Here is a 23,087-nt window from a genome sequence, read left to right on the forward strand (position 1 = left end):
TTACAGGCGTTCCAGAAAATGAGAACAAAGGGGCAACAAAATTGCCAGAGAGCGAAGAGACTGACCGGAGGAGGCCCGAGCCATGATTGCACAGATCAAAACCACCATGCAGAACGCCCATTCGACCCTGCTGGAGGACGCCATCGGCGCGGCCTCGCTGATGGTGATGCTGGTGGCGGCACTGCATCTTCCAGGGCTGTTCTGATCCGCTTTTCCCATTCCTGATTGCATCTGCTGTGCCGGGCCGGCCCTTTCCTGTCCCGGACTGCCCGAGGGATCAACCGCCTGTCCCGATCCCCAACTTGGATTGCCTCAATATCCAGCCTGGCCTGCCCGGGTCCCGCACAGCAGAGCATGACTGCCGCCGCCATCCTGCCCGGATGCGCGGCGGTTTTTTTATTTGAGGGGAGAGTGATCACACAGCGTAATGATTTGCACAGGCGCAGGCCGCGTTGCAATATTTCGGGCTACCTGTGCAGGGTTGCAAAAGGCCGCGTCAGGCGCAGTGCTCCTTGGCGGCGGTCTGCATGGCTTCCAGCGTTGCCTCCAGCGCCAGCATGATCGAGGCGTGGCGGTTCTTGAACTCGCGCGCAGGCTGCAGCACTTCCAGCCCGTCAAAAGGCGCGTCCGGCACCGGGCCGTTCTGGGTCAGCATCGCCTTCAGCTGGTCGCGGGCGGTCTCAACCTCTTCCAGCGAGCGGCCGATGACATGGGCACCCACCACTGCCGCCGAGGCCTGTCCCAGCGCGCAAGCCTTTACGTCCTGGCCGAAATCCGCGATCCGCCCGTCTGTCACAGAAATGTCGACGGTCACGGCAGAGCCGCAAAGCGGCGAGCGTTTCTTGACAGTGGCACTGGGAGATTCGAGCCTGTCGAGATGCGGAATATCCGCTGCCAGCGCCAGAATGCGGGTGGAGTACAGTTTGATCAGATCACTTTCGCCAGACATGTCTTTCCCGGGCTTTCCCTGCTTGGTTCTTCCCCATACATAGGGAGCCGAACAGCAGATGCAAAAGGTTTTTACCCATGTCTATTGCCGCGTCCTTTGATCCCGCCAGCCTGACCTATAATGACGCCGGGCTGATCCCCTGCATTGCGCAGGACGAAGCTTCGGGCGAGGTTCTGATGATGGCCTGGATGAATGCCGATGCGGTGGCGCGCACGCTGGAGACCAGGAACGTGACCTATTGGTCGCGGTCGCGCCAGGCATTTTGGGTGAAGGGGGAAACCTCAGGCCACCTGCAGGAACTGATAGACCTGCGGGTGGATTGCGACCGGGATTGCCTGCTGGCGCTGGTGCGGCAAACCGGGGCGGCCTGCCATACCAACCGGCGGACCTGCTTTTATACTGCGGTGCGCGGCGGCGAAGAGATTGAGCTGATGAAGCCGATGGGCTGAACAAGGAAACGGCCCTGGCGGGCCGTGCCTCCGGCGGGGATACTTTTAGCCGGAAGAAGCGGTCAGGCCGGCCATTTCGCGAATGTCCTGCGGGGTGGACCCCTCGGCTCGGTATTTGGCGATGGCGCGGGCATCGTCGCGTTTGGCAAGGCGCTTGCCAGCCTCGTCGCGGATCAGGCGGTGGTGGTGGTAAACGGGCGTGGGCAATCCAAGCAGGCTTTGCAACAGCACGTGGATCTGTGTGGCCTCAAAAAGGTCAGCACCGCGTACTGCATGTGTGATGCCTTGATCCGCGTCATCAACAACAACGGACAGATGGTAGGATGTGCCCAAATTCCGGCGCACCAGGATGATGTCGCCAACGGTCATGATCAATTGTTCCGGGTCCAGGGGATGGATGCCTTCGAACTCCGGGCTGGTTTCCGTGAAGCTGCGTAAATCAGCTGCCTGGACGGCTTTCATCATGTTCAGCCGGATCACGTCCTTGTCCGTGGCCTCGGATGCCGGGCGCTCGCGGCAGGTGCCTGGGTAGATGCGCCCGTCGGGACCGAATTGCGGAACCCCTTCTTGCGGGGCGCCTGCGGCGGTCTCGATATCGGCACGGTTGCAGCGGCAGGGATAGGTCAGGCCCATCACTGTCAATTGGTCCAGTGCGGCGCGATAACGGGGCAGGCGGTCCGACTGGCGCATTACCGGCTGCGGCCAAGTCAGGCCGAGCCACTCCAGATCCTCAAAAATCTGCGCCTCCCATTCGGGGCGCGCGCGGGACTGATCGATATCTTCGATGCGCAGCAGAAAGCTGCCGCCTTCCGCCATGGCCATATCGTGCGCCAGGATGGCGGAATAGGCATGGCCCAGGTGCAGCGGTCCGGTTGGCGACGGTGCAAATCTGGTGGTGAATGTCACGCTTTCTCAATTACATAAACTGTGGACTTCAAGTCGATTCCAGGGAGGTGGTCGCCGTGCTCCCGGAATAACAGCCGGGCGGCCGAACAGTCCAGCCATTCATTGAGTTTGCCGGTATAGGCGCGGTCTTCCAGTGCGTGATCATTGTAGGAAAAGGCAAACAGCCCGCCGCGCGGCAAGGCATGCAGGATCATGTCGAATACCGCTGGCGGGGCTGCGCCAGTGCCCAGAACGCCGCAGCCGGTGATCTGGCGGTAGGCACCCCGCGGGATCGGCTTGCTGTCCTTGACATCAATCTGTGTCAATGTGCGGTAGACGCCCTTGCTGCGGGCCTGGGTGAGCATTTCGTCAGACGGTTCCATACCATCCACAGTGTCAAACCCCTGCAACCGCAGCGCCAAACCTGACAGGCCGGTGCCGCAGCCGAAGTCGAGAACGGGCACACTCATGTCCGGCTGGAACTGTGCCAAGGCTTCGGCGATACGGCCCGGTGTGGCGTAACCGTTCTCGGCGATCTCAGCGTCATAAGAAGCGGCCCATTGGTTGTAGTGATCCAGGGTCGCTTCCGGTGTTTCAAGGTCGTAGGCCTTGTCCAGAAACTTTTCGCTCATGCAGTAAGTTTAGGCCCGGCAGCCGCAGCCCGTCTAGGAAAAGTTGCCGAGCCACTCTTGCCAGGCATCCTTGGCGCGGTCGGTATAGGCCTTGTATCGGTCCTTGCGGCCGCGGCGGCCGCCTTTGAGACCGTCAACCGGGCGGAACAGGCCGAAGTTCACGTTCATCGGCTGAAACGTCTTGGCCTCGGCGCCGCCGGTGATGTGGTGGATCAGCGCGCCCATGGCACTGTCCTGCGGCACATCCGGCAGCTGTTGACCGAGGATTTCCGCAGCGGCCAGCCGGCCTGCCAGCAGGCCCATGGCCGCACTTTCGACATAGCCCTCGACGCCGGTGATCTGGCCGGCAAAGCGAATGTTGGGCTTGGATTTCAGCCGCATCTGCGCGTCCAGCAGGGTGGGGGAATTCAGGAAGGTGTTGCGGTGGATGCCGCCGAGGCGTGCAAAGCTGGCGTTCTCCAGCCCCGGGATCATCTTGAACACGTCTGTCTGGGCGCCGTATTTCATCTTGGTCTGGAAACCGACGATGTTGAACAGCGTTCCCAGCGCGTTGTCGCGGCGCAGTTGCACTACGGCATGCGCTTTGACGCCGGGCTGATGCGGATTGGTCAGACCCACCGGCTTCATCGGGCCAAAGCGCAGCGTCTCCCGGCCGCGGTCGGCCATGACCTCGATCGGCAGGCAACCGTCGAAATAGCCCGCGGTCTCGCCTTCGTGAAACTCAGTTTTGTCAGCTGACAATAATGCGTCGATAAAGGCCTCGTACTGGTCCTTGTCCATCGGGCAGTTGAGGTAGGCGGTGCGCTCTTCCTCAGTCTCGCCCTTGTCATAGCGCGACTGCATCCAAGCCTGCGACATGTCGATGCTTTCCGCATAGACAATCGGCGCGATGGCATCGAAAAACGCCAGTGCCTCGGCGCCGGTTTCCGCCTGGATTGCCTGCCCCAGTTCCGGTGATGTCAGCGGGCCGGTAGCAAAGATCCAGTGGCCGTCCACAGGCAGTTCGGTGATCTCTTCGTAAGAGACCGACACATTGGGATGCGCCTTCAGCTTAGCCGTCACAGTTTCGGCAAAAGGATCGCGGTCCACCGCCAGCGCACCGCCGGCGGGCAGGCGGTGTTGGTCTGCTGTGGCCATGATCAGCCCGCCTGCTGCGCGCATTTCCCAATGCAGCAGGCCCACGGCGTTCTGTTCGTCATCATCCGAGCGGAAGGAGTTGGAACAGACCATCTCGCCCAGGTTGCCGGTTTGATGGGCAAAGGTTTCCACCTTGGGGCGCATTTCGTGGATCACCACGGAAACGCCCATGTTCGCCGCCTGCCAGGCAGCCTCGGACCCGGCCATGCCGCCGCCCACGATATGCAATGTCTGTGCCGAATGATCTGTCATGCCCGCCACATAGGGCAGGGGAAGGGGTTGCGCAACAGGATTGGCGGTCGAACCCGCGCTGCAGCGCCGCCGAAAATCGTACAGAGTTTGTTGGCTGTATGTGATCTGACCGGGAGGGAGAGAAATTTGGGGCCGCCGCTGCGGGAATGGTCACCGGTGAGAGAGAACCGGTTGGAGGGACCCTTCCGCAGCAGCAGCCCAAATTGTGCCGGTCAGTGACTAATCAGCGACCGTGCCCAATCTTTGCTATCTTTCCGCCCGAATTGAAAGGCGTTTGGCTGGCTTCTTAAGGAAACAATATGTGCGGAATGGTAAACAAAGCCTAAAATTTTCAGAGAATTCCGGAGGTCAGGCCGGAATTCCCGAAAAATCCTCCCGGCGCATCAATTTTCCTGCCAGTCGGGGGCGCGTTTTTCGATAAAGGCGGCCATGCCTTCGATTGTGTCGCGGTACATCAGGTTCTCGACAATCACTCCGCTGGTATAAGCATAGGCCTGATCCAGCGGCATTTGCAGCTGCTCGTAAAACGCCTGTTTGCCGATTTTCACTGCAGAGCCGAGTTTCGCGGCGATGGTTTCAGCCAGCCGGGTGGTTTCCGCCTCCAGCTCCTCCAGCGGCACGGCGCGGTTGGCCAGACCCAGATCCACCGCGCGGGCGGCGTTGATGAACTCGCCCGTGGTCAGCAGCTCAAACGCCTGCTTGCGGGGGATGTTGCGCGACAGGGCCACCATCGGGGTGGAGCAGAACAACCCGATGTTCACGCCGTTGACGCCGAATTTGGTGTCCTCTGCCGCCACTGCCAGATCGCAGGAAGCCACCAGTTGGCAGCCTGCTGCCGTGGCGATACCGTGGACTTGGGCAATCACCACCTGGGGCAGCGACTGCAGTCCTGTCATCACGCTGGTGCAGCGGGCAAACAGGTCCTGGAAGTAAGCCTTGCCGCCGTCCGCCGCGGCGCGGCCTGCGGTCATCTGCTTGATGTCATGGCCCGCACAGAAGCCTTTGCCGGTGCCGGACAGGATCACCACCTTGATGCTGCTGTCCTCGCGCAGGGCGTCGATCTGCTCTTGCAGGGCCGCCAGCATCCCGTCCGACAGGGCGTTCAGTTTTTCCGGCGTGTTCATCTTCAGCCGGGCAATGCCGCCCGTGTCGTGACGTTCCAGAATTGTCATCTTGCCCTCCTCGCAATTCTCGGGGCAACTCTATGCAGGGATAGGGGAAAGGGAAAGCATGACGCTGGCATTTGATGTCGCAGGTCTGACGGATTACCTGCATGAGATTTTTCCGCAGGTGAAGGATGACTTTGCCATCGACGCGATGGATGAGCAGGGCCTTCGGATGCGGCTTTTGACAGCCGAGCGGCATTTGCGGCCCGGCGGCACGGTATCGGGCCCGTCGATGTTTGCACTGGCGGATTGCGCGATCTATGCGCTGCTTCTGTCGCGATTGGGGCGCGAGGCGCTGGCCGTCACCACCAATTGTTCGCTGGATTTCATGCGCAAACCCGTGGCCGGCGCGGATATTATCGCCGAGGCGCGGCTGTTGAAGCTGGGCCGGGTTTTGGCGGTCGCCGATGTGCTGATGTATTCCGAAGGGCTGGCAGAGCCGGTGGCGCGCGCCAGCATGACATATTCGATCCCGCCTAAGCGCTAAAGCGCGTTGGCAAGGGGCTGGCCGGCCTTCACCAGCGTTTCCCGGCCATTGGCGCTGTTTGCCACCAGATCGTCCGAGAAGCGGACCTTGCCGGGCTCAAACACCACCACCACGGTGGAGCCGCCGAATTTGAAATAGCCCTTCTCGTCCATCTTCTGCACGTCGCCAGCGGTACGGGTGTTGACGATGCTGCCGACACCAAAGGCGCCGACCTCGACAAAGCAATAGGTGCCCAGCGTTTCGGTCTCGATCAGGGTCCAGCTGCGTTTGTTCTCGCCGAACACATCCGGCCCGGCCCCCAGCGCAATCGGGTTCACCGAATGCAGCGCGCCGGCAATGTCCTGGGCGCCATTGATCCGGCCTGCCGCGGGGAAGTGGTATCTGTGATAGTCCGCCGGGCACAGCCGCACGATGGCCAGGGCGCCGCCGATGAAACGCTCCGCAATGCCGGGCAGCATAGTGCGCACCGACATCGGGTGGCCTTTGACGGGGATAAACACGTCCTCAGCAAGTTCCGGGAACACCAGCACCCGGCCATCGGCAGGGGAGACAACGTCCTTGGGGTCGGTGCTGAAGGGGCGCACTTCGGGTTTCAGGTGGCGGACAAAGAATTCATTGAAACAGGAGAAACTCTCCGTGTCGGCAGAAGCTTCGGTCATGTTGATCGACAGGTCTTCTATCACCGCCTTGATCTTGCTCTTGGAAAACCGCGAGTTGAACCAGATGCCCATCAGACGGCTGATGAGGGGCGAGCGAAACAGCAGTTTCTCGATGGGCCGGGCATTGGCGTTCTGATAGGCCCAGCGAATCCATTTCTCGCCGAGCACGGCTTCTTCAAAGGTCTCGCCGGTGTCGCGGTCAACAACAAGGATGGGATCGCGCTTCATAGGGCCTGCCACGTCTGGTTTCTGCACTGCCGCGCCTAGCAAGAAGCGGCGGCGGGGCCAAGGCCGGAAATGGGTTGCAACGCTGGGGCAGGGACCGTTCAGGGGCCGGAGGCCGTCTTGCAAATGCGTCCAGTGCAGCTTTTGCGGCCGAAAGCTGCCATAGCACCGGATGCATGGCGCGTGCCCGCTCTGCGGGCGGAATTGCTTTTCCAGAAAAGAAAAAGGGGGCCGCGGCCCCCCTGTCCCGGATGTTCCTTACGGGAACAGCTTTTTCACGTAGTTCGGCAAGGCAAAGGCGGCCTTGTGAACCTCCGGATTATAATACCCGGTGTCGATCCCGGCAGCAGCAAACCGCGCCTCCAGATCCGCAAGGCTTGCATTACGGGCCTTGCCCGAATGGCTGCCCCAGCCAAAGGCCATTGGACCGCCGGCATAGGTCGGCACTGACGCCAGATAACATGACGCATCGGCGAACAGCGCCTGGAAGGCGCGCAGGGTGCCGGTCAGCTCGTCACCTTGCATGAACGGCACGCCGTTTTGCGTCACGATGATGCCGTCCTCAGTCAGCGACCGCGCTGCGTGGCCATAGAAAGTATCGGTGAACAGCACTTCGCCGGGGCCGATCGGGTCGGTCGAATCGACGATGATCACATCGAACTTTCCGGTGTTCTCTTTCATGAAGAGCGCACCGTCGTTGATCACCAGATTGAGGCGGGGATCGTCGAACGCGCCGTTGCTCAGCATCGGCAGGTATTCTTTCGAGAAATCCACCACGCCGCCGTCGATCTCGACCATAGTGACATGCTCGACCGACGTGTGGCGCAGCGCCTCGCGGGCCATGCCGCCGTCGCCACCGCCGATGATCAGCACACGTTTTGCGGCACCATGCGCCAGGATCGGCACATGGGTCAGCATTTCGTGGTAGATGAAGTTGTCGCCTTCGGTGGTCTGCACCACGTCGTCCAGCGTCAGAATCCGGCCGAACTGGCCGTTCTGGAACACTTTCAGGCGCTGATGCTCGGTGTTGCTGTCATAGAGCATCTCGTCCACGCGCAGGGCCTGGGCGTAATGCGCATGCAGGCTTTCAGTCACCCACTCCGGTTTGCTGGCACTGCTCATGCCGCAACCTCTTTGGCGATCAGTTCCTCTCCGCGCAGCAGTTCGCGCACTTCCACCATGTCAGTGTTGAAGGCCTCTTTCAGCACGTCGACGGCTTTCCACGGCTCGGCATCGCCGCACATGAAGACGTCAAAGGCGCCATAGCCGATTTCAGGCCATGTATGCACCGAGATATGGCTTTCCGCCAGCACGGCCACGCCGGAGACGCCCTGCGGCGAAAACTTGTGGGTGTGGATGTGCAGCAGGGTGGCGCCGCAAACGTCCACGCAGTCGCGGAACGCCTTCTGGATGCGGGCTTCGCAGTCCAGGCCGGTGCCTTTCATTACTTCGATGATCAGATGGGTCCCAGCAAACACCTTGCCATCCTTACGGATGAAATGGTCTTCGCGGTCCGAGTCCACAACGGAGTCGATATTCGCGGCTGTTACACCGCGGGCGGTATCTTCCTCATGGGCGCCTGTCTCCAGACCGATCCCCAGTTGGAAGAGGTTGGCGTCTTTCATGACACTCCCCTTCGTTCCAGTAGATTGCAATCCAGCCGGTTCCTTAGCGCCCCCCCGAATAAGGGTCCGGGGTTGGGATCGGTACCGAAAGTGAGGGGCATTTAGGCCGGGGGGGAGATTCGATCAACCTTTAATTTTTGCATAGCCGGTAACGCGCAAGGACCTGCATCCTGCGGATCACAAGGGCCGGCAAAAAAAAAGGGCCGGGGCGAACCCCGGCCGTCAGGTTGTTCTATTGCCCAGGGGATCATGGGCGCCAGAACGGAAGAGTGGCTTCATAATGGGCGTCCTGGCGGCTCAGCCCGATGTCCTTAAGTTGCGCTGCGCTCAGGTGTTTAAGGTGGGTTCTTGTGCGGCGGCGCAGGCTCCACTTGGTCACCAGTACTGCAAAAAGGACGGCCCATTGCGCCAGCACCGGCAGGGCCGGGCGGCTGATCAGATAGGACATGTTCGAATGTGCCATTTGCGTGTGCTGTACCATGGGAGGCTTCCTGTATTGTGTTGATACAATCCTGTTGATTTGTCGTGATGTTTTGATACAAAGGGGTAAGCGTGTTGTCCAAGGATGGATTGTAATGGGTACAATTTGGCCGCAAAGCCTGAGTGAGACAAAAGGTCCCAAGTATAAAAAAGTAGCAGATACAATCCGGTCTGCTGTCGAATTGGGCAGTTTGAAAATTGGTACAAAGCTGCCGCCGGTGCGCGATCTAGCGTATCAATTGAGCATTACACCCGGCACCGTAGCCCGCGCCTACAGCATTCTGACCGATGAAGGCGTGCTGGAGGCCGAGGTCGGGCGCGGCACCTTTGTAGCCGAAAAGAAAAAGCCGGTGCCGGATGACGTATGGTCGCGGGAGCTGCATTTGCTGGAGGCGCGCGATCCCGGTCATGTCAGCCTGTTCAGCCCGCGGATTGCGGATATGGGGCAGGTGGCCGCGGTGCGCGAGGCGCTGCACAAGGTGGCGGAAGGCGAGGCGCGCAATTTCCTGAATTATCCGACCCGCGACGCTTATCTGCCGGTGCGCCAGGCGGCGGCGGCCTGGGTGGGACAGTCGCCGGTTGGCATGGTCACAGAAAACGACATTGTTCTGACACATGGCGGCCAGAACGGGCTGATGGTGGTTCTGCAAGCGATCCTCGAGGGGCCGCAGCCGGTGATCATGGTTGAGGATCTGACCTATGCCGGGTTCCGCCGTGCCGCGGAACTGCTGAGGGCGCAGGTGGTCGAGGTTGCCATGGATGAACACGGTATCCGGCCGGATTCAATGGAACTGGCGATCCGCAAGACCGGCGCCACGGTACTGTGCACCAGCCCCGAGGTGCATAATCCAACCGGGCTGCACACCCCGCTGGGGCGCCGCAAGGAGATTGTGCGCATTGCCCGCCGCCACGGGGTGCAGATCGTCGAGGATGATTGCTACCGGTTGGGCGAGTCGCGCGCACCCAGCTACCGGTCGCTGGCGCCGGAGCTTGCCTGGCATGTGTCCTCGATCTCCAAGATCCTGACACCAGCCCTGCGCGTCGGTTTTGCGCTGGCGCCCGAGGGCCGGACCACAGACCTGCGGCGGGTGGCGGAACACGGGTATTTCGGCCTGGCGCAGCCGCTGGCGGACCTGGTGCGGATCCTGCTCACCGATCCGCGGCTGCCTGATCTGGTGGCGGCGGTGCGCGGGGAAATGGCCCGTTATGTCCGGGTCGCGGTCAATGCGCTTGGCGGGTTTGATCTGACCTGGAATCCGGATGTGCCCTTTGTCTGGCTGCGGCTGCCCTCGGGCTGGCGCGCTGCCGCTTTCACCCGCGCCGCAGAATCAAACGGGGTTCAGATCCGCTCGGCAGATGAATTTGCCCTTCGCGACGGCCGCGCGCCGCATGCGGTGCGCATTGCCATCAACGCGCATGTGCCGCTGAAACAGTTTGAGGAGGCGATGCTGCGCCTGCGCGCCCTGCTGGACAACCCGCCCGAGCAGATCAGCGTTTAAAAATGGAAAGGGGCCACTTTGACAAGCGGCCCCAATCAAGCTGAAAATGCTGCTGACTACTCTTCCAGTTCAATCCACAGAGGGACATCATTGCCGCCAAAGGACCAGTTGTCTTTGCCAGCGGCGATTCCGGCAGTGACAGCCGCAGCGACCAGTCCGGCGACAGATCCGCCGGCAACGATAACCCCGTCAAGTGTTGGTTGAACTTTGGTGTCCGCCGTCCTGCCGGGCGCATTGCAACTCACCCGCAGCGGGGTTGGCCGGCCTTTGAGCTTGGGCAAGCGAACCACCGCCGGCGTCGTGAACGAGGCGGAAAACTCGGCGGAGTCCAATGTGCAGACAGCTCCAGTCACCTCAATGCGTTTAGTCACGGAGGAGCGGTTGTTTCCGGACAAAACCTTTTGCCGGCGTTCTTCTTCATCCAACTCAAAGAAGTAAGTGCGCATGACAGGCTCGGTGTAGCCGGTAACGCGTGCTGCGGTGAGGCCGGCTTTATAGGATACGGCAACCGGCGGCTGTTCCACGGGCGCATATTGCATGCAGCCGCTGACCAGCAGGGCCAGGGGCATCGGGGCGAATTTGGAAAGTTTCAAGGCGGTGCTCTCTTGGTTGAATTTCACCGGGTGGCTAACCGGAGCAAATGCCCTGGAGCAAGGAGGGGAGGCAAATCAATGGAAAGTGTTGCCCAATCCGCTCTCCGCTCGGACTGATAGTGTAAAATTTGTGGGGTAAAATAATACCTAATTCACAACTTATTGTTTTTGCTTGATTTATTATCAGTTACCTCTGTTGACGTGGCTTTGTGATCGCCGTAAACCCCCTCCATCGCATTCAGGCGTTTCCTTTCGGGGAATCTGCCGTCACGACAAACAGGATTGACCTGCCATGAAAACCTTCTCTGCTACTCCGGCAGACATCGAGAAGAAGTGGATCCTGATCGACGCCGAGGGCGTTGTTCTGGGCCGTCTTGCTTCCATCGTCGCCATGCGCCTGCGTGGTAAGCACAAAGCGTCCTTCACTCCGCATATGGATATGGGCGACAACGTGATCATCATCAACGCTGAAAAGGTCCAGATGACCGGCAAGAAGCGCGAAGAGCACTTCTACTGGCACACCGGCCACCCGGGCGGCATCAAATCGCGCACCAAACAGGAAATCCTGGAAGGCAAGCACCCCGAGCGCGTTGTGACCCAAGCAGTCAAGCGCATGCTGCCGGGCAACCGTCTGAGCCGTCAGATCATGACCAATCTGCGTGTCTATGCCGGTGCCGAGCACCCGCATGAAGCACAGGCCCCCGAAGTTCTGGATGTTGCATCCATGAACAAGAAAAACACCCGGAGCTAATGTAGATGTCTGATCAGATCAACACTCTTGAAGAGCTCGCAGCTGCAACCGGTGTGGAAGCAGTGGCCGAAGAAACCATCACACGTGAGCCGGTTCGCGATGAACTGGGCCGCGCCTATGCCACCGGCAAGCGTAAAGACGCGGTTGCCCGTGTCTGGATCAAGCCGGGCTCCGGCAAGGTCGAAGTGAACGGTTTGGAAATCAACAAGTATTTCGCCCGTCCGGTGCTGCAGATGATCCTGCGCCAGCCGTTCCAGGTTGCCGGTGTCGAAGGCGAATTCGACGTCTACGCCACCGTAAAAGGCGGCGGCCTGTCCGGTCAGGCCGGTGCGGTCAAGCACGGCGTCTCCAAAGCGCTGCAGCTGTATAATCCCGCTCTGCGCGGCGCGCTGAAAGCGGCTGGCTTCCTGACCCGCGACAGCCGTGTTGTGGAACGGAAGAAATACGGTAAGGCCAAAGCCCGTAAGAGCTTCCAGTTCTCCAAGCGCTAAGTTTCACGCTATTACCATTTTTGGAAAGGGCCGCCTGCTGGGCGGCCCTTTTTACTGCTGGCACAGGTGACTGACCTGCACCGTTAACATTTTCGCAAAAGTAACGTAACATTGCTGGCACCGCGTTCTGTTGGGGGGCTGCAATGCCGCAAACCATCTATGAGAAATACGGCGGTTTCAGTGCCATCAGCCGGGTCGTGATGACCTTTTACGAGATGGCGCTCGATTCCGACCAGATCGGTGACTACTTCGCCGATGTGGATATGGCGCGGCTGATCGATCATCAGACCAAATTCATTTCGTCGCTGCTGGGCGGGCCTGCATCCTTCAGCGATGAGCGGCTGGAGGCGGTGCACCGGGCCCTGGCCATAACCCATGATGACTTTGATGAAATGGGCGCGCTGCTGAAAGACGCGCTGGAGCAGCATGGGCTGTCCGAACCGGATGTCCGGGCCACGCTCGCCGCAATTGAAAGCAAGCGCAACGTCATCGTCCATCGGGACGCCGCATGAGCATCGCTGCCATCAACGAGCAGCTGCTGCGCGCCGTTGGTGTCGGGGTTGCCGTTGTCCGCGCTTCTGATCTTGGGTTTGTCTTTCATAATCAACCCTTTGCCGAGTGGTTTGGCACACCCGGGCCGGACGCGGCCCTTACGGATGCCATCGAAGAGTTGCAGCCACAGGATCTTGGCCCGTTGTGCGACGAAGGGCTGCGCTACTCGGCGGAGCTGAAGATCAAGCGCAAGCGGCGGACGCTGGTTTTCGCCATCAACATCTCGCAGGCCAGCCACCTGGATGAGGCGCTGTTGGTGGTGGAATGCCAGAACATCACCCGCATCCGCGAGCTGGAAAGCATGATCGACAGCTATTCCGCCATGGTGGAGCGCAACACCCGCGAGCTGGAGCGCGAGAAGGAGCGGGTGGAACGGCTGCTGCTGAACCTGATGCCGCGCTCGGTCTACGAGGAGTTCAAGACCTTCGGCGTGGTGACACCGCAGCTTTACCCGAAGGTGTCAGTGGTAATGCTGGATTTTGTCAATTTCACCGACTTCGCCTCCCGCACCGATCCGACGGTGACGTTGGGAGAGCTGAACGATATCTTCACCGCCTTTGACCGCATCGTAGAACAATACGGCTGTGAGCGGATCAAGACCATTGGCGATGCTTATCTGGCGGTGGCCGGGATGCCGGATCCTACCCCGGATCACGCCACCGCCGTGGCCCATTGCGCCACCAGGTTCCTGCGCTATCTGGACCGGCGCAATCAAAGCCATCAGCATAAATGGCAGGCGCGCATCGGGCTGGGCACCGGCTCGGCCGTCGGCTCGGTGGTTGGCATTCAGAAATATGTCTATGACGTCTTCGGCCCGGCGGTGAACCTGGCCTCGCGCCTGCAAGTCTTTGCCAACCCTATGAAAATCGTCGCGCCGGAAGAGATGAAGGAATCCCTGTCCGAGGAATTCCGCGTCACCGACATTGGCCCCGAAGATATCAAAGGCATCGGTGAGGTGCATCTTGTCAACGTCGGTGACGAGTTGCGCGCGCCGCAGCCCAGCAGCCGGTTCTAACCGTCCGGCGCAATCAGCCCCAGTCCGCGCAAGTAGATACCGATACCGCTTTCCAGCAGGTCCTCGGGCGGAAAGGGAGAGGCGGCACCGGGCGAGTTCCGTGCATAAAGCTCCACCACTCCGTGGCTCATCGCCAGCACATGGGCCGAGAACATCGAAGCAGGCGGGCGTTTGTCTTCCGGGATATGCTGGCTTAGGTCCGCGGCGGCGCGTTCCAGGATCGCCCGTGCCCGGGCAGCAGCATCAGCCAGTTCCGGCGTCCGGTTCACTGAAATGCCGCTTTCGAACATGGCGATGTAATGGCCCGGATGTTTGCGGGCAAAGGCGAGATAGGCGCGCCCCGTGGCCTCGAATGCGGCCAGCGCCGAGGGCTGGTATTTGTCATAGGCGTGCTGCATCAGGTCGGCAAACATCGCATAACCCTGCCGCCCGGCTTCGGCGATCAGATCCTCGCGCCCTTTGAAGTGGCGGTAGACGGCGGCGGGGGTCACTCCGGCCTGTTTGGCAGCCTCCGACAGGGTGAACCCGGTCGGGCCCTTGGCCTCGATCAGATGCAGGGCTGCTTCGACCAGTGCCTGGCGCAGGTTGCCGTGATGATAGCCGCGTTTAGGCATCCCAGATATCCGGGCCTCCGCAAATTCCGGTGTCCAATTCGCCAATCGCATCGGCGTTTTTGCTGTCATAGTCAACGGCATGCAGAACGCTGCGCATCGCAGCCAGCCTGGCCCGTCTTTTGTCATCGGATCGAATGATGGTCCAGGGGGCCTCGGCGCTGTGGCTGCGCGCAAAGGTTTCGGAAATGGCGGCGCTGTATTCGTCCCATTTCTCCAGCCCCTTCACATCAATCGGGCTGAGCTTCCATTGTTTCAGCGGGTCGGACTCGCGCGACAGGATCCGGCGCAGCTGTTCTGCTTGGCCGACGTTCAGCCAGAACTTGAACAGATGCACGCCATCCTCGGCCAGGGCCCGTTCAAACCCCGGAACCTGGCGGAAGAAGCGTTCGCGCTGATCATCGGTGCAAAAGCCAAACACCTTTTCCACTACGCCGCGATTGTACCAGCTGCGGTCAAAGAACACGATTTCGCCACCCGACGGCAGATGCTGGACATAACGCTGGAAATACCACTGGCTTTGTTCGGCCTGGGAGGGTTTGGACAGTGCTACAATCCGCGCGCCGCGCGGGTTCAGGTTTTCGCGAAAGCGCTTGATGGTGCCGCCCTTGCCGGCCGCATCCCGGCCTTCGAACACAATGGCAATGCGGGCGCCGCTGGATTTGACCCAGGACTGCAGCTTGACCAGTTCGATCTGCAGCGCCTCCAGTTCCGCCTCGTAGGCCTTGCGTTTCATTCGCTCCCGGTACGGGTAGCTGGGGCTGAGGATCCCGTCTTTATCCGCGCCTTTGATGGCCTTGCGGATCTCCTCCGGCGCGCCGGTCTGGTAATAGCGGCTTATGGCCCCGTCAAATGGCAGCGGCATGTGAAAAACCCTTCTGTCCTCAACCCTTTATATGGGCAAGAACTATGGAATGTGAATCGTTTTAACGCAATTGTGCGCGCGAGGCGGCCCGGCGCACGGCAGCGGCCACTTCTTCTGTGGCCACATGCTGCGGCATATGGCCGATACCGTCCAGCAGCGTCAGACGTGCGCCTTCCACATTCCGGGCCAGACCCTGGGCATGAAGCTCCGGGCTGACCAGATCGTCAGCAGTGCCATGGAGAACTTCCAAGGGAACCGGGATTTCACCATAGCGCGGCGACAGTTCGGTCACTTCCTGCAGCAGGTTTGCCCGTTGCCGGGCATTTGCGCGCAGGGACGAGCGCCGCAGCGACAGGCCAGGGCCGAAATGTGCTGCATACCCTTGCGGCACGGCTTGCGGGGCAAAGACGTCCTGCAGGGAGCGGGACACAGCAAAATCCGGCACAAAGGCGGTCAGCAAGGGCACCGCCAGCATACTGCCAACACGCGAGGAGGTGACCCGGTAAAGAGGGTCCAGCGGCGTGGTCCAAGGATAGGCGACGCCGGACACTGTCACCAGCGCCGAGATGCTGTCCGGGTGGTCTACCGCCCAGGCCAGCGCAACCGCGCCGCCATAGCTTTGGCCCAGCACAATCGGCCTGTCCGCCCCCATTTGCGCCGCGGCCTGGCGCAACAGGCCGGCCTGCTGGCGGATGGTGGCCCCGGTGCCATTGATGCGGTCCGAATACCCCAGTCCGGGGCGGTCGAATATCAGGATACGGAAGTCCTCTGCCAATGCCGGTGCCAGCCGGAAGGTCATATCGCGCGTACTGCCGCTGGAGCCGTGGATCAGCACCAGATCCGGCGCGCTGCCTTTGGGCCGGCCCATCTCAACCACATGCACCCGGTGGCTGCCCGCCACCAGGGTTTGCCCCAATGGCGGGTAGCTTGCGACGGCCGATGCCTCGCGGCGGCCCGCCTGCCAGTTGGTCAACGCGGCGGCAGCCGCCAGTGCAAGGCCTGCATAAATCAGCACCTTAGCGGCCGATCTGATCCATTTCATAAGGAGTGGTCTGGTAGATCTCATTGATCCAATTGCCATAAAGAAGATGCGCGTGGCTGCGCCAGCGGTTTTGCGGCGGCTGGCTGGGATCATCGCCCGGATAGTAGTTGCCCGGCACGTTGATCGGCGTGCCATTGGCCACGTCTCGGTCGTATTCCTGCTTCAGCGTATCATTGTCATACTCAAAATGGTTAAAGATATAGAGCGCGTTGTGCGCCCTGTCCTCAACCAGGCAGGGGCCGACCTCGTCACTGCCCAGCAGCGTCTTCAACCCTGGTGCCGCGCTGATCTCGGCCTGCTTCATCTCGGTCCAGCGGCTGACCGGAATCACAAAATCATCCGAAAACCCGCGCAAATAGGGTGAAGCAGGCGCCAGATTCCGATGCCGGAAGCAGCCGAACGCCTTGTGATCCAGCATGTGTTTCTTCACGCCATGGAAATGGTTGATCATCGCCATGCCGCCCCAGCAGACGCCAAAGGTGGAATGCACGTTGGTCTGTGTCCAATCCATGACCTCGCGCAGTTCGTCCCAATAGGTCACCTCGGGGAAGTCGAGATGTTCAATCGGGGCGCCGGTGATGATCAGCCCGTCGAACTTTTGGTGCTTCACTTCCTGGAAGGAGTGATAGAATTCGGCCATATGCGCGGCCGCGGTGTTCCTGGTCTGATGCTCGGTCATCCGGATCAGGCTCAGATCGATCTGCAGCGGGGTCGCCCCGATCAGCCGGGCAAACTGGTTCTCGGTCTGGATCTTCTTGGGCATCAGGTTCAGCAGGCCGATGCGGATGGGGCGGATGTCCTGACGCGCCGCCTGGTCCGGCGACATAACCATCACGCCTTCGTTCGTCAGAACGTCATAGGCGGGGAGGTCTGCGGGCATCTTGATGGGCATGTCAGTGTCCTGATTTGCGGAAGGTTGTGCGATATAGCGGAATTCGACAGATAGGCGGCTTAGCCGCGGGCCTCAAGAGCGGAGGCGATCAAATCCTCGAAACCGGCTTCATCCTTGACGGCTGAGATCTGGTCGGCGGTGACAGTGACACCCCAATTGTCCGCCATCGCCTGATAGCGCGGCTGCCGGTGCGCCAGCGCCTGGGCATAGGTCCAGCGGATAAAAGCATCAGGGTCCACATCCCCTTCAGCTACGCCATGTTGCTGAAGATACTCTTGCCAGACCCGGTCCAGGAACTCCGGCTGGTAAGACATCGGTTTGGGCGCGCGGTCAAAACGGCGCACCAGTTCGGCAGTGTGGGCGTCACTGCCCTTGATCCAGACCATCAGCGTGTGTTTGCCAAGCTCGGTCAGAACCTGATCGTTCGGGTCATTGGCATCGACCCATTCGCAGATCGACCCGCCGGTATCGCAGATGAAATTCGGATAGCCGTAAAGCTGCCCGGCACGGCCTGCGAAGTATTCCGTATCCAGCAGCGCCCGGATTTCGGCGACTCGGAACTGCTCCTGGCGGCGCTTGTATTCGCCAATCGGCAGCCCGCCTTTGGCCTTATCGCCTGGTTTGCCCAGATAGGAGGCAACCGGGGTCAGATTCTCAAACGTGATATTGGAGCCGATGAAGATGGAATCCGACAGCAGAAGGTCCCGCAGGAACGGCACTTTCATCGCCTCTGCCTTGGCGTTGTCGGCGATGTATTCGCCCATATAGCGGGTGCCGATCCGGTAATCGACCGAGTAGTGGAACCAGCTGCCGGCGCCGCGCAGGATGTTGCTGACATAGGTTTTGCCAAGCCCGGACATGCCAAAGAACAGCACCCGTTTGTTCGGCGCATCGCGCCAGTCCTGTGCAGAAGTGTAAAGCATGAGATCCCAAGTCCCTGAAGGTTTCACGCCTTGCTAATCGCCTGCGCGGGCTTGGTCAATTCCGTGCGCGGTTGCGCCGCAAGACAGGTTTGCCGTTCAGGATTACCAGGCCTGCAGCCAGAAGGGCAAAACCTGCATAGGCCTGCGGCTTCAATTCTTCCTCCAGGACCAGCGCGCCCAATACAATGGCCACCGGCGGGATGACCAGCGTGACCAGCATCAGGTTGCCGCTGCCCGCCAGTTCCAGCACCCGGTAGTAAAGCAGATAGGCCCCTGCCGTGGCGAACAGAGCAAAATAGGCGATAGAGGCCCAAGTGCGCGCCGCCAGTTCCAGGACAGGCGGGCCGTCGATCAACAGCGCCGCCGGGGCCAGGAACAGGGTGGAGCCGGTCAGCATTCCGGCAGCCGCGACAAGCGGCGGCAGGCCGGTCAAATTGAAACGCGCCCAGGCACTGGCAAATGCATACGAGACAGTGCCCGCCAGCACTGCCAGCTGCGCTGTGCTGCGCAGGTCGAACCGGGCAAATTGCTCCAGACCAATGGCGGTTGCAACACCAAGGAACCCAAGGCCCACTCCCAGCGCTTTGCGAACCGTCAGCCGCTCATCACGAAAGAGCAACGCCGCCACGATCACCCCGAATATTGCCGTCGCCGCATTCAGGATGGAGGTGAGGCCGGTTTCGATGTGCAGTTGCCCCCAGGCCATCAGCCCGAAGGGGATCACGTTGTTCAACAGTCCCATCACCAGAAAGGCGCCCCAGATGCGCGGTTCTTTGGGGACCGGCAGGCGCATCAGCAAGACCAGTATCCACAGAAACAGCGCCGCCCAGCCGCAGCGATGCAGCACAAGGGTAACAACGGGGATTTCGTCCAGGGCGATGCGGATCGACAGAAACGATCCGCCCCAGATCACGCCGAGCAGAATCAGCTCGGCCCAGGCGCGGGGGGAAATGGTCTTTTGCGTGTTCATGCGGATCAGTTAGCGCGCGCGGGGGATGCGAGCGACCCGGATCTTGCGGCAAAAGAAAACCCCGCCCGGAGTATGCGGGCGGGGTCAGGTCGTCCGTCTTGCGGCGCTTTAGAAGTTGTAGCCGATTTTCATGCCAAAGCTGACCGCGTCGTTATCCTGAAAGTTGGTAACCGGGTTGCCGCCGGGGGAGGCGACCGAGCCGCCCAGCTGGGTGTAGCGGATGCCGGCCGAGATCGTCATCTTGTCCTGCTTGTACTGCACGCCAAGCCGGATCGCTTCATAACCATGGGTCGGTGCCAGCGGCGACACCAGGTCATCCCCGTCCACATCCGCATAGATCAGCGCCAAAGACCCCGACCAGTTTTCGTTGAACTTGCGGCCAATCCCCAATGTGTAGGTAAAGGAGTCGTCCAGATCGATCAGGTCACGGCCCAATTGCCCGGGAACCAGATCGGTCACGCTGTGCTCTGCCCAGCGGATACCGCCGAACAGCAGCGTGTCTGCGGCGATACCGGTCTGGAAGTCCAGGTTGACCGATTGCGGCGTCTTGGTCTTGGTTGAGGTTGTTGTGTTCGCAGCCGGGAAACCGGCAAAAGTTTCGGTCAGGTCGAAATCATGTTCGATTTCAGAGCTGTATGTCAGCGCCGCGCGCAGGGCGATCTCTGGGATCTCATAGGCCACGCCGGCTACCCAGCCAAATGCGCCGTCTTTGTCTACCTTCACATTGTAGGTGCCGCCGGGAATGACGCTGTAGGCAAGACCGTTCAGATTGATTTCGCCGTCGATCTCCTGGTACCGGATACCGCCATGGGCGCTGAAACGCTCGTTGAACTTGTAGCGCAAAAGGGCAGTCACGGCATTTGCATCCGCCTGCGCCTTGGTGCCGCCGAGAAGTGCAGAACCACTCGCCGGGTAGAGCACATCCACACCCCAAGGCTGGTCGAAGATCACGGCAAAGGACAGTTGATCGTTGATGTCCCGCTTGTAGCCTGCGCCGAACATGTTGAAGCGGTCGCCGACATCTCCGGAAGCGGAGCCAAGCGGGTTCAGCGCCGTGCGGTCATTGCCCGACAGATCCACGGATGTCGTCGCGAATGAGAATTCTGCGTAGGTGCCTTCTTCAAAGATGATGCCGATCGGCTGGCCGGTGCGGTCAAGACCGCTTGCCATGGCAGAACCCGATGCCAGCGCCAATGCCGCCGATGTTGCAAGATAGCGTTTCATTTTTCCTCCCTGAATTGCGGCCTGTAAGGGCCGCTTTACGCGAACGTAATCGGGCCGAATTCCGCAAATCAACATTAACCGCACGGCAACTTGCCGGATTCGATCAATTCTCAAGGGTTTCAGGGGGCCGCTTCGCAACTATATTAAGGTAATTTGCAATGCAGATGATTGCGGCGCCGCTCAGTACCCAGACATCCAAGGCTTCACCATAGATCACCATACCCAGAATGGCGATAGCGGGCAGGCGGGCGAAATCCACCGGCACCACTACGCTGGCAGGCGCCAGCGACAGCGCGGTTGTCAGGCAGAAATGCGCGGTCAGACCAGCAATGCCGATCAGCACCAGCCAGGGCAGGGTGGTGGCGTCCGGCAAGGCCATGTCGCCGTCCCAGCCTGCTGCCAGCAGACCCATCACCAGCTGCATGGCGGTGAGCCAGAACAGAATTGAGGCAGTTGTTTCGTGCCGGGTCAGCCGCTTGGTCAGGATCGCAGTAAGCGCAAAGAAGATGGCGCAGCTGGCGGCAGCAAGGATGCCAAGGTTCAGCGTTTCCGGACTGGGGCGGGCGACAATCAGAATGCCGGCAAACCCAATGCCTGCGGCAAGCATCCGGCGCCGGCTGAGGGCTTCGCCCAGCAACAATGGCGACAAAATAATCACCCACAGGGGCGAGGTGAACTCCAGGGCAAAGACCTGTGCCAGCGGCACCAGCGTCACTGCCAGAAACCAAAGGTTCTGACCGGTGAAATGGAAAAGGTTACGCATAGCATGGACACCCAGCCGGGCGCTGCTGACCTGATGCCAGCTGCCTGTTGCCGTCAGCAGGCTTACGACAATGATGACCCCGACCAGGCTGCGATAGGCCATGATCTCGAAGGTATCCAGCGTCAATCCGGCCTCGCGTCCGGCAATTGCCATGGCGGAGAACGAGACAATGGCGCCGATCATCCAAAGGGCGGCCAGTCCCGCGCGTGCTTCGCCTTCTGCCATGTTTGCCCCGTTGCTTAACCCGCGTGAAGAGACGGGGAAAACCTGCTGAGGTCAAGTGCATCAAGTACAGGACGCAGTCCATTCGGCGCAGGCTGGGGAAACGTCCGGATTTGCCGAAAGCGGCCTGACGTTCGGCTTCAGGCCGCCTTGCGGCGCAAGGCGGGCGCCTCGAGGGACCGGCCTGAATTGATATAGGATGCCGCCAATGCCACCGGGTCAAAGTTCACCCGTTTCAAAAGCGTGCGGATTTCATCAGTTAAAGCCTCAGTCACTTCTGATTGCGCCCTGGTGGCATTCTTTTTCTCCGGCAGTACCGGCTGGCCGGAGTGGTTCAATGCCGCTAGCAAGCGGGCGGCACCTTCCGGTTTGGTGGCCTCTTCCAATGTGGTTTCAACAAAGTTGATCTGCTGCCCGAACTTCAGCAGGTAATAGGCGTAGCGCGCCTCCATCTCCAGCGCGTACCAGAGCGCCCAGCCGATCTGCCCCAGCTGCCGGAAAGCGGACGGCGTCACAATGGTATTGGCGTAGCTCATGTCCAGATACCACTGCCAGGAGATGGTTATGTTCTGGAAATCATTGCGGCCGACATAGCTGGCGCATTGCTTGGCCAGGTCGCGGCGCAGGATGATAACCGTGGTCCGGTTGCAGATGCTACTGTCTGCCAGTGCCTCGATCAGCCCGCATTTGCCCAGGGTATGATTGGATTCCGCATAAGGCGCTTGCAGGGAGGCAAGTTTTTTTTGCCAGAAATCCCACATCATCCCGTCCATGCCTAGGGTGTTGAAGCTGCGCATATGGCGGATTTCGGGCATCGCTTTTCCGAAATCCTCTACCCCCAAAGGCTCATGAACTGAATTGATCTGCAGGTTGTCCTTCAGGAACTGAGCCAGCCAGGCCGTGCCGGTTCGTCCGGCGGACAGGGTGAAGATGAAGTCGCGCTTGCTGTTCTGTCCGGTCTCCGGCAGCGAGGCCGCAGCAGCTGGAGCATCAGCTGGGCGCTGATAGCCGAACTTGCGGATCTCAGCGGCACATTGTTCCTCAATAACATCCGCGGCCATTGGGAATTTGCGGAACATGGCTGCCGGTTCGGTACCGGACTTCGGGCGAATTGCGCCCTTGGCGCGCAGGTTGGAAAACCGCTCCCACAGCCCGTCTATGCCAAGCGCTGCGATGTCTTCTTCCAAGTGCTCATAGCGCAGATAAACGTCCAGCCCGCCGGGGCCGTCCAGCGGTGCAATGCGCGGATTATCAGCCAAAGTGCTTCGGCAAAGACTTACGAACTTTCCAAAGTCAGCTCCGGTCCCTTCACCGCCTTCCCAGAAATACCTGGAAATCGCGGCGTCAAAAGGGTCGCGCCAGATCGTGACTTTGGTGTAGCTGTTCCAAATCTCTTGCGGGATCCGTGCTTTGACCTGAGGCGCGGACATGTGATTATAGAAGGTTTCCAGACTCTGTGACCCGTCCGGCCATGTTTGGCTCTCAAAATTCTGTGCGCCGCAATAGCCCAGGCCGGCACGGGTATCTTCGTCTTCAGAAGAAACCGGTGTGATGACACTGTTGTCGTCACAGAAACTGGACAGGGCGATCTCAAACGACGTGCCGCCGGTCTTCTTGGTCTTAATAAAGATCAGCTTCAACGGGTGGCAAATGATCATTGGATTCTCCAAACCGGCTGTGTTTGGGGAAATATTTCAAAAATGCCTGACAGATTGGTTAACCAGATCA

27 protein-coding genes are annotated in these 23,087 nt (G+C 60.2%); 8 read left to right on the forward strand and 19 right to left on the reverse strand.

The features are described 5' to 3' along the window. The first annotated feature begins 82 nt into the window (after nucleotides 1–82). Nucleotides 83–205, forward strand: coding sequence for a hypothetical protein (locus L1069_RS24100; RefSeq protein WP_275423038.1), 123 nt, complete (start codon nucleotides 83–85; stop codon nucleotides 203–205). A 291-nt stretch (nucleotides 206–496) separates the two neighbouring features. Here the strand turns inward: L1069_RS24100 and L1069_RS00135 are convergent, their stop codons facing one another. Beyond that, nucleotides 497–949, reverse strand: a complete 453-nt coding sequence (locus tag L1069_RS00135) for an iron-sulfur cluster assembly scaffold protein (protein WP_134829775.1) — start codon at nucleotides 947–949, stop codon at nucleotides 497–499. A 77-nt stretch (nucleotides 950–1,026) separates the two neighbouring features. Between L1069_RS00135 and hisI the strand changes: the two genes are divergently transcribed. After that, nucleotides 1,027–1,398, forward strand: coding sequence for a phosphoribosyl-AMP cyclohydrolase (gene hisI / locus L1069_RS00140; RefSeq protein WP_237454395.1), 372 nt, complete (start codon nucleotides 1,027–1,029; stop codon nucleotides 1,396–1,398). Between the two features lie 45 nt (nucleotides 1,399–1,443). Here hisI and gluQRS read toward each other — a convergent pair whose 3' ends face one another. The 4 genes from gluQRS to L1069_RS00160 all read right to left on the reverse strand — a co-directional run bounded on the left by gluQRS (nucleotide 1,444) and on the right by L1069_RS00160 (nucleotide 5,476). Further along, nucleotides 1,444–2,304, reverse strand: a complete 861-nt coding sequence (gene gluQRS / locus L1069_RS00145; protein ID WP_237454396.1) for a tRNA glutamyl-Q(34) synthetase GluQRS — start codon at nucleotides 2,302–2,304, stop codon at nucleotides 1,444–1,446. Beyond that, on the reverse strand, nucleotides 2,301–2,915 hold the full coding sequence (locus tag L1069_RS00150; RefSeq protein WP_237454397.1) for a methyltransferase domain-containing protein: 615 nt from the start codon (nucleotides 2,913–2,915) through the stop codon (nucleotides 2,301–2,303). Before L1069_RS00150 ends, gluQRS begins: the two co-directional genes overlap by 4 nt. 33 nt (nucleotides 2,916–2,948) lie before the next feature. After that, nucleotides 2,949–4,304, reverse strand: coding sequence for a methylenetetrahydrofolate--tRNA-(uracil(54)-C(5))-methyltransferase (FADH(2)-oxidizing) TrmFO (gene trmFO / locus L1069_RS00155; protein WP_237454398.1), 1,356 nt, complete (start codon nucleotides 4,302–4,304; stop codon nucleotides 2,949–2,951). A gap of 383 nt (nucleotides 4,305–4,687) precedes the next feature. Beyond that, complete coding sequence (locus L1069_RS00160; protein ID WP_129370733.1) at nucleotides 4,688–5,476, reverse strand: enoyl-CoA hydratase; 789 nt, start codon at nucleotides 5,474–5,476, stop codon at nucleotides 4,688–4,690. A gap of 58 nt (nucleotides 5,477–5,534) precedes the next feature. Here L1069_RS00160 and L1069_RS00165 point away from each other — a divergent pair, with 58 nt between their 5' ends. Beyond that, nucleotides 5,535–5,957, forward strand: coding sequence for a PaaI family thioesterase (locus tag L1069_RS00165; RefSeq protein ID WP_129370735.1), 423 nt, complete (start codon nucleotides 5,535–5,537; stop codon nucleotides 5,955–5,957). Here L1069_RS00165 and asd read toward each other — a convergent pair. The 4 genes from asd to L1069_RS00185 all read right to left on the reverse strand — a co-directional run bounded on the left by asd (nucleotide 5,954) and on the right by L1069_RS00185 (nucleotide 8,947). Next, on the reverse strand, nucleotides 5,954–6,844 hold the full coding sequence (gene asd, locus L1069_RS00170) for an archaetidylserine decarboxylase (RefSeq protein WP_237454399.1): 891 nt from the start codon (nucleotides 6,842–6,844) through the stop codon (nucleotides 5,954–5,956). The genes L1069_RS00165 and asd overlap by 4 nt on opposite strands. A 255-nt stretch (nucleotides 6,845–7,099) precedes the next feature. Further along, nucleotides 7,100–7,963, reverse strand: coding sequence for a polyamine aminopropyltransferase (speE, locus tag L1069_RS00175; protein WP_237454400.1), 864 nt, complete (start codon nucleotides 7,961–7,963; stop codon nucleotides 7,100–7,102). Beyond that, the gene (speD, locus tag L1069_RS00180) at nucleotides 7,960–8,466 is read right to left on the reverse strand and encodes an adenosylmethionine decarboxylase (RefSeq protein WP_129370740.1); all 507 of its coding nucleotides are present in this window, start codon (nucleotides 8,464–8,466) and stop codon (nucleotides 7,960–7,962) included. Before speD ends, speE begins: the two co-directional genes overlap by 4 nt. Before the next feature lie 247 nt (nucleotides 8,467–8,713). Continuing rightward, on the reverse strand, nucleotides 8,714–8,947 hold the full coding sequence (locus L1069_RS00185) for a DUF1127 domain-containing protein (protein WP_134829780.1): 234 nt from the start codon (nucleotides 8,945–8,947) through the stop codon (nucleotides 8,714–8,716). Between the two features lie 94 nt (nucleotides 8,948–9,041). Here L1069_RS00185 and L1069_RS00190 point away from each other — a divergent pair, with 94 nt between their 5' ends. Beyond that, nucleotides 9,042–10,445 carry a PLP-dependent aminotransferase family protein gene (locus L1069_RS00190; protein WP_237454401.1) on the forward strand — a complete coding sequence of 468 codons (1,404 nt, stop codon included), beginning with the start codon at nucleotides 9,042–9,044 and terminating at the stop codon, nucleotides 10,443–10,445. Between the two features lie 56 nt (nucleotides 10,446–10,501). On the opposite strand, the gene L1069_RS00195 is transcribed toward L1069_RS00190, so the two are convergent. Further along, entirely contained in the window at nucleotides 10,502–11,014 is a 513-nt protein-coding gene (locus L1069_RS00195; RefSeq protein ID WP_237454402.1) for a hypothetical protein, read from the reverse strand. Nucleotides 11,015–11,330: 316 nt separating this feature from the next. Here L1069_RS00195 and rplM point away from each other — a divergent pair, with 316 nt between their 5' ends. From rplM to L1069_RS00215, 4 genes are all read left to right on the forward strand, one after another. Further along, nucleotides 11,331–11,789 carry a 50S ribosomal protein L13 gene (gene rplM / locus L1069_RS00200; RefSeq protein WP_129370746.1) on the forward strand — a complete coding sequence of 153 codons (459 nt, stop codon included), beginning with the start codon at nucleotides 11,331–11,333 and terminating at the stop codon, nucleotides 11,787–11,789. A 5-nt stretch (nucleotides 11,790–11,794) separates the two neighbouring features. After that, a complete protein-coding gene (gene rpsI, locus L1069_RS00205; RefSeq protein WP_129370747.1) occupies nucleotides 11,795–12,280 on the forward strand; it encodes a 30S ribosomal protein S9 in 486 nt (161 codons plus the stop codon). A 143-nt stretch (nucleotides 12,281–12,423) separates the two neighbouring features. Beyond that, complete coding sequence (locus tag L1069_RS00210; protein WP_129370749.1) at nucleotides 12,424–12,792, forward strand: group 1 truncated hemoglobin; 369 nt, start codon at nucleotides 12,424–12,426, stop codon at nucleotides 12,790–12,792. Continuing rightward, nucleotides 12,789–13,847 carry an adenylate/guanylate cyclase domain-containing protein gene (locus tag L1069_RS00215; protein WP_237454403.1) on the forward strand — a complete coding sequence of 353 codons (1,059 nt, stop codon included), beginning with the start codon at nucleotides 12,789–12,791 and terminating at the stop codon, nucleotides 13,845–13,847. Before L1069_RS00210 ends, L1069_RS00215 begins: the two co-directional genes overlap by 4 nt. On the opposite strand, the gene L1069_RS00220 is transcribed toward L1069_RS00215, so the two are convergent. The 9 genes from L1069_RS00220 to L1069_RS00260 form a co-directional block, all read right to left on the reverse strand. Continuing rightward, entirely contained in the window at nucleotides 13,844–14,461 is a 618-nt protein-coding gene (locus L1069_RS00220; protein ID WP_027258814.1) for a TetR/AcrR family transcriptional regulator, read from the reverse strand. The genes L1069_RS00215 and L1069_RS00220 overlap by 4 nt on opposite strands. Next, nucleotides 14,454–15,323: a polyphosphate kinase 2 gene (ppk2, locus tag L1069_RS00225; RefSeq protein ID WP_237454404.1), complete on the reverse strand. Its 870-nt coding sequence runs from the start codon at nucleotides 15,321–15,323 to the stop codon at nucleotides 14,454–14,456. The genes L1069_RS00220 and ppk2 overlap by 8 nt, the downstream gene beginning before the upstream one ends. 61 nt (nucleotides 15,324–15,384) lie before the next feature. Then, complete coding sequence (locus L1069_RS00230; protein ID WP_237454405.1) at nucleotides 15,385–16,365, reverse strand: alpha/beta hydrolase; 981 nt, start codon at nucleotides 16,363–16,365, stop codon at nucleotides 15,385–15,387. Then, nucleotides 16,340–17,257 (reverse strand): homoserine O-succinyltransferase, encoded by a 918-nt coding sequence (metA, locus tag L1069_RS00235; protein ID WP_237454406.1) that lies wholly within the window; start codon nucleotides 17,255–17,257, stop codon nucleotides 16,340–16,342. Before metA ends, L1069_RS00230 begins: the two co-directional genes overlap by 26 nt. A 59-nt stretch (nucleotides 17,258–17,316) precedes the next feature. Next, on the reverse strand, nucleotides 17,317–18,180 hold the full coding sequence (locus tag L1069_RS00240; protein ID WP_237454407.1) for an ATPase: 864 nt from the start codon (nucleotides 18,178–18,180) through the stop codon (nucleotides 17,317–17,319). Nucleotides 18,181–18,235: 55 nt separating this feature from the next. After that, the gene (locus L1069_RS00245; protein WP_237454408.1) at nucleotides 18,236–19,150 is read right to left on the reverse strand and encodes a DMT family transporter; all 915 of its coding nucleotides are present in this window, start codon (nucleotides 19,148–19,150) and stop codon (nucleotides 18,236–18,238) included. A 108-nt stretch (nucleotides 19,151–19,258) separates the two neighbouring features. Next, nucleotides 19,259–20,374: an outer membrane protein transport protein gene (locus L1069_RS00250; protein WP_237454409.1), complete on the reverse strand. Its 1,116-nt coding sequence runs from the start codon at nucleotides 20,372–20,374 to the stop codon at nucleotides 19,259–19,261. A 103-nt stretch (nucleotides 20,375–20,477) separates the two neighbouring features. Further along, nucleotides 20,478–21,362 (reverse strand): DMT family transporter, encoded by an 885-nt coding sequence (locus tag L1069_RS00255; RefSeq protein ID WP_237454410.1) that lies wholly within the window; start codon nucleotides 21,360–21,362, stop codon nucleotides 20,478–20,480. Between the two features lie 137 nt (nucleotides 21,363–21,499). After that, entirely contained in the window at nucleotides 21,500–23,017 is a 1,518-nt protein-coding gene (locus L1069_RS00260) for a hypothetical protein (protein WP_237454411.1), read from the reverse strand. Between the last annotated feature and the right edge of the window lie 70 nt (nucleotides 23,018–23,087).

Origin of the sequence: Leisingera sp. MMG026 (assembly GCF_021654205.1) — a bacterium.
Classification (GTDB): Bacteria; Pseudomonadota; Alphaproteobacteria; order Rhodobacterales; family Rhodobacteraceae; genus Leisingera.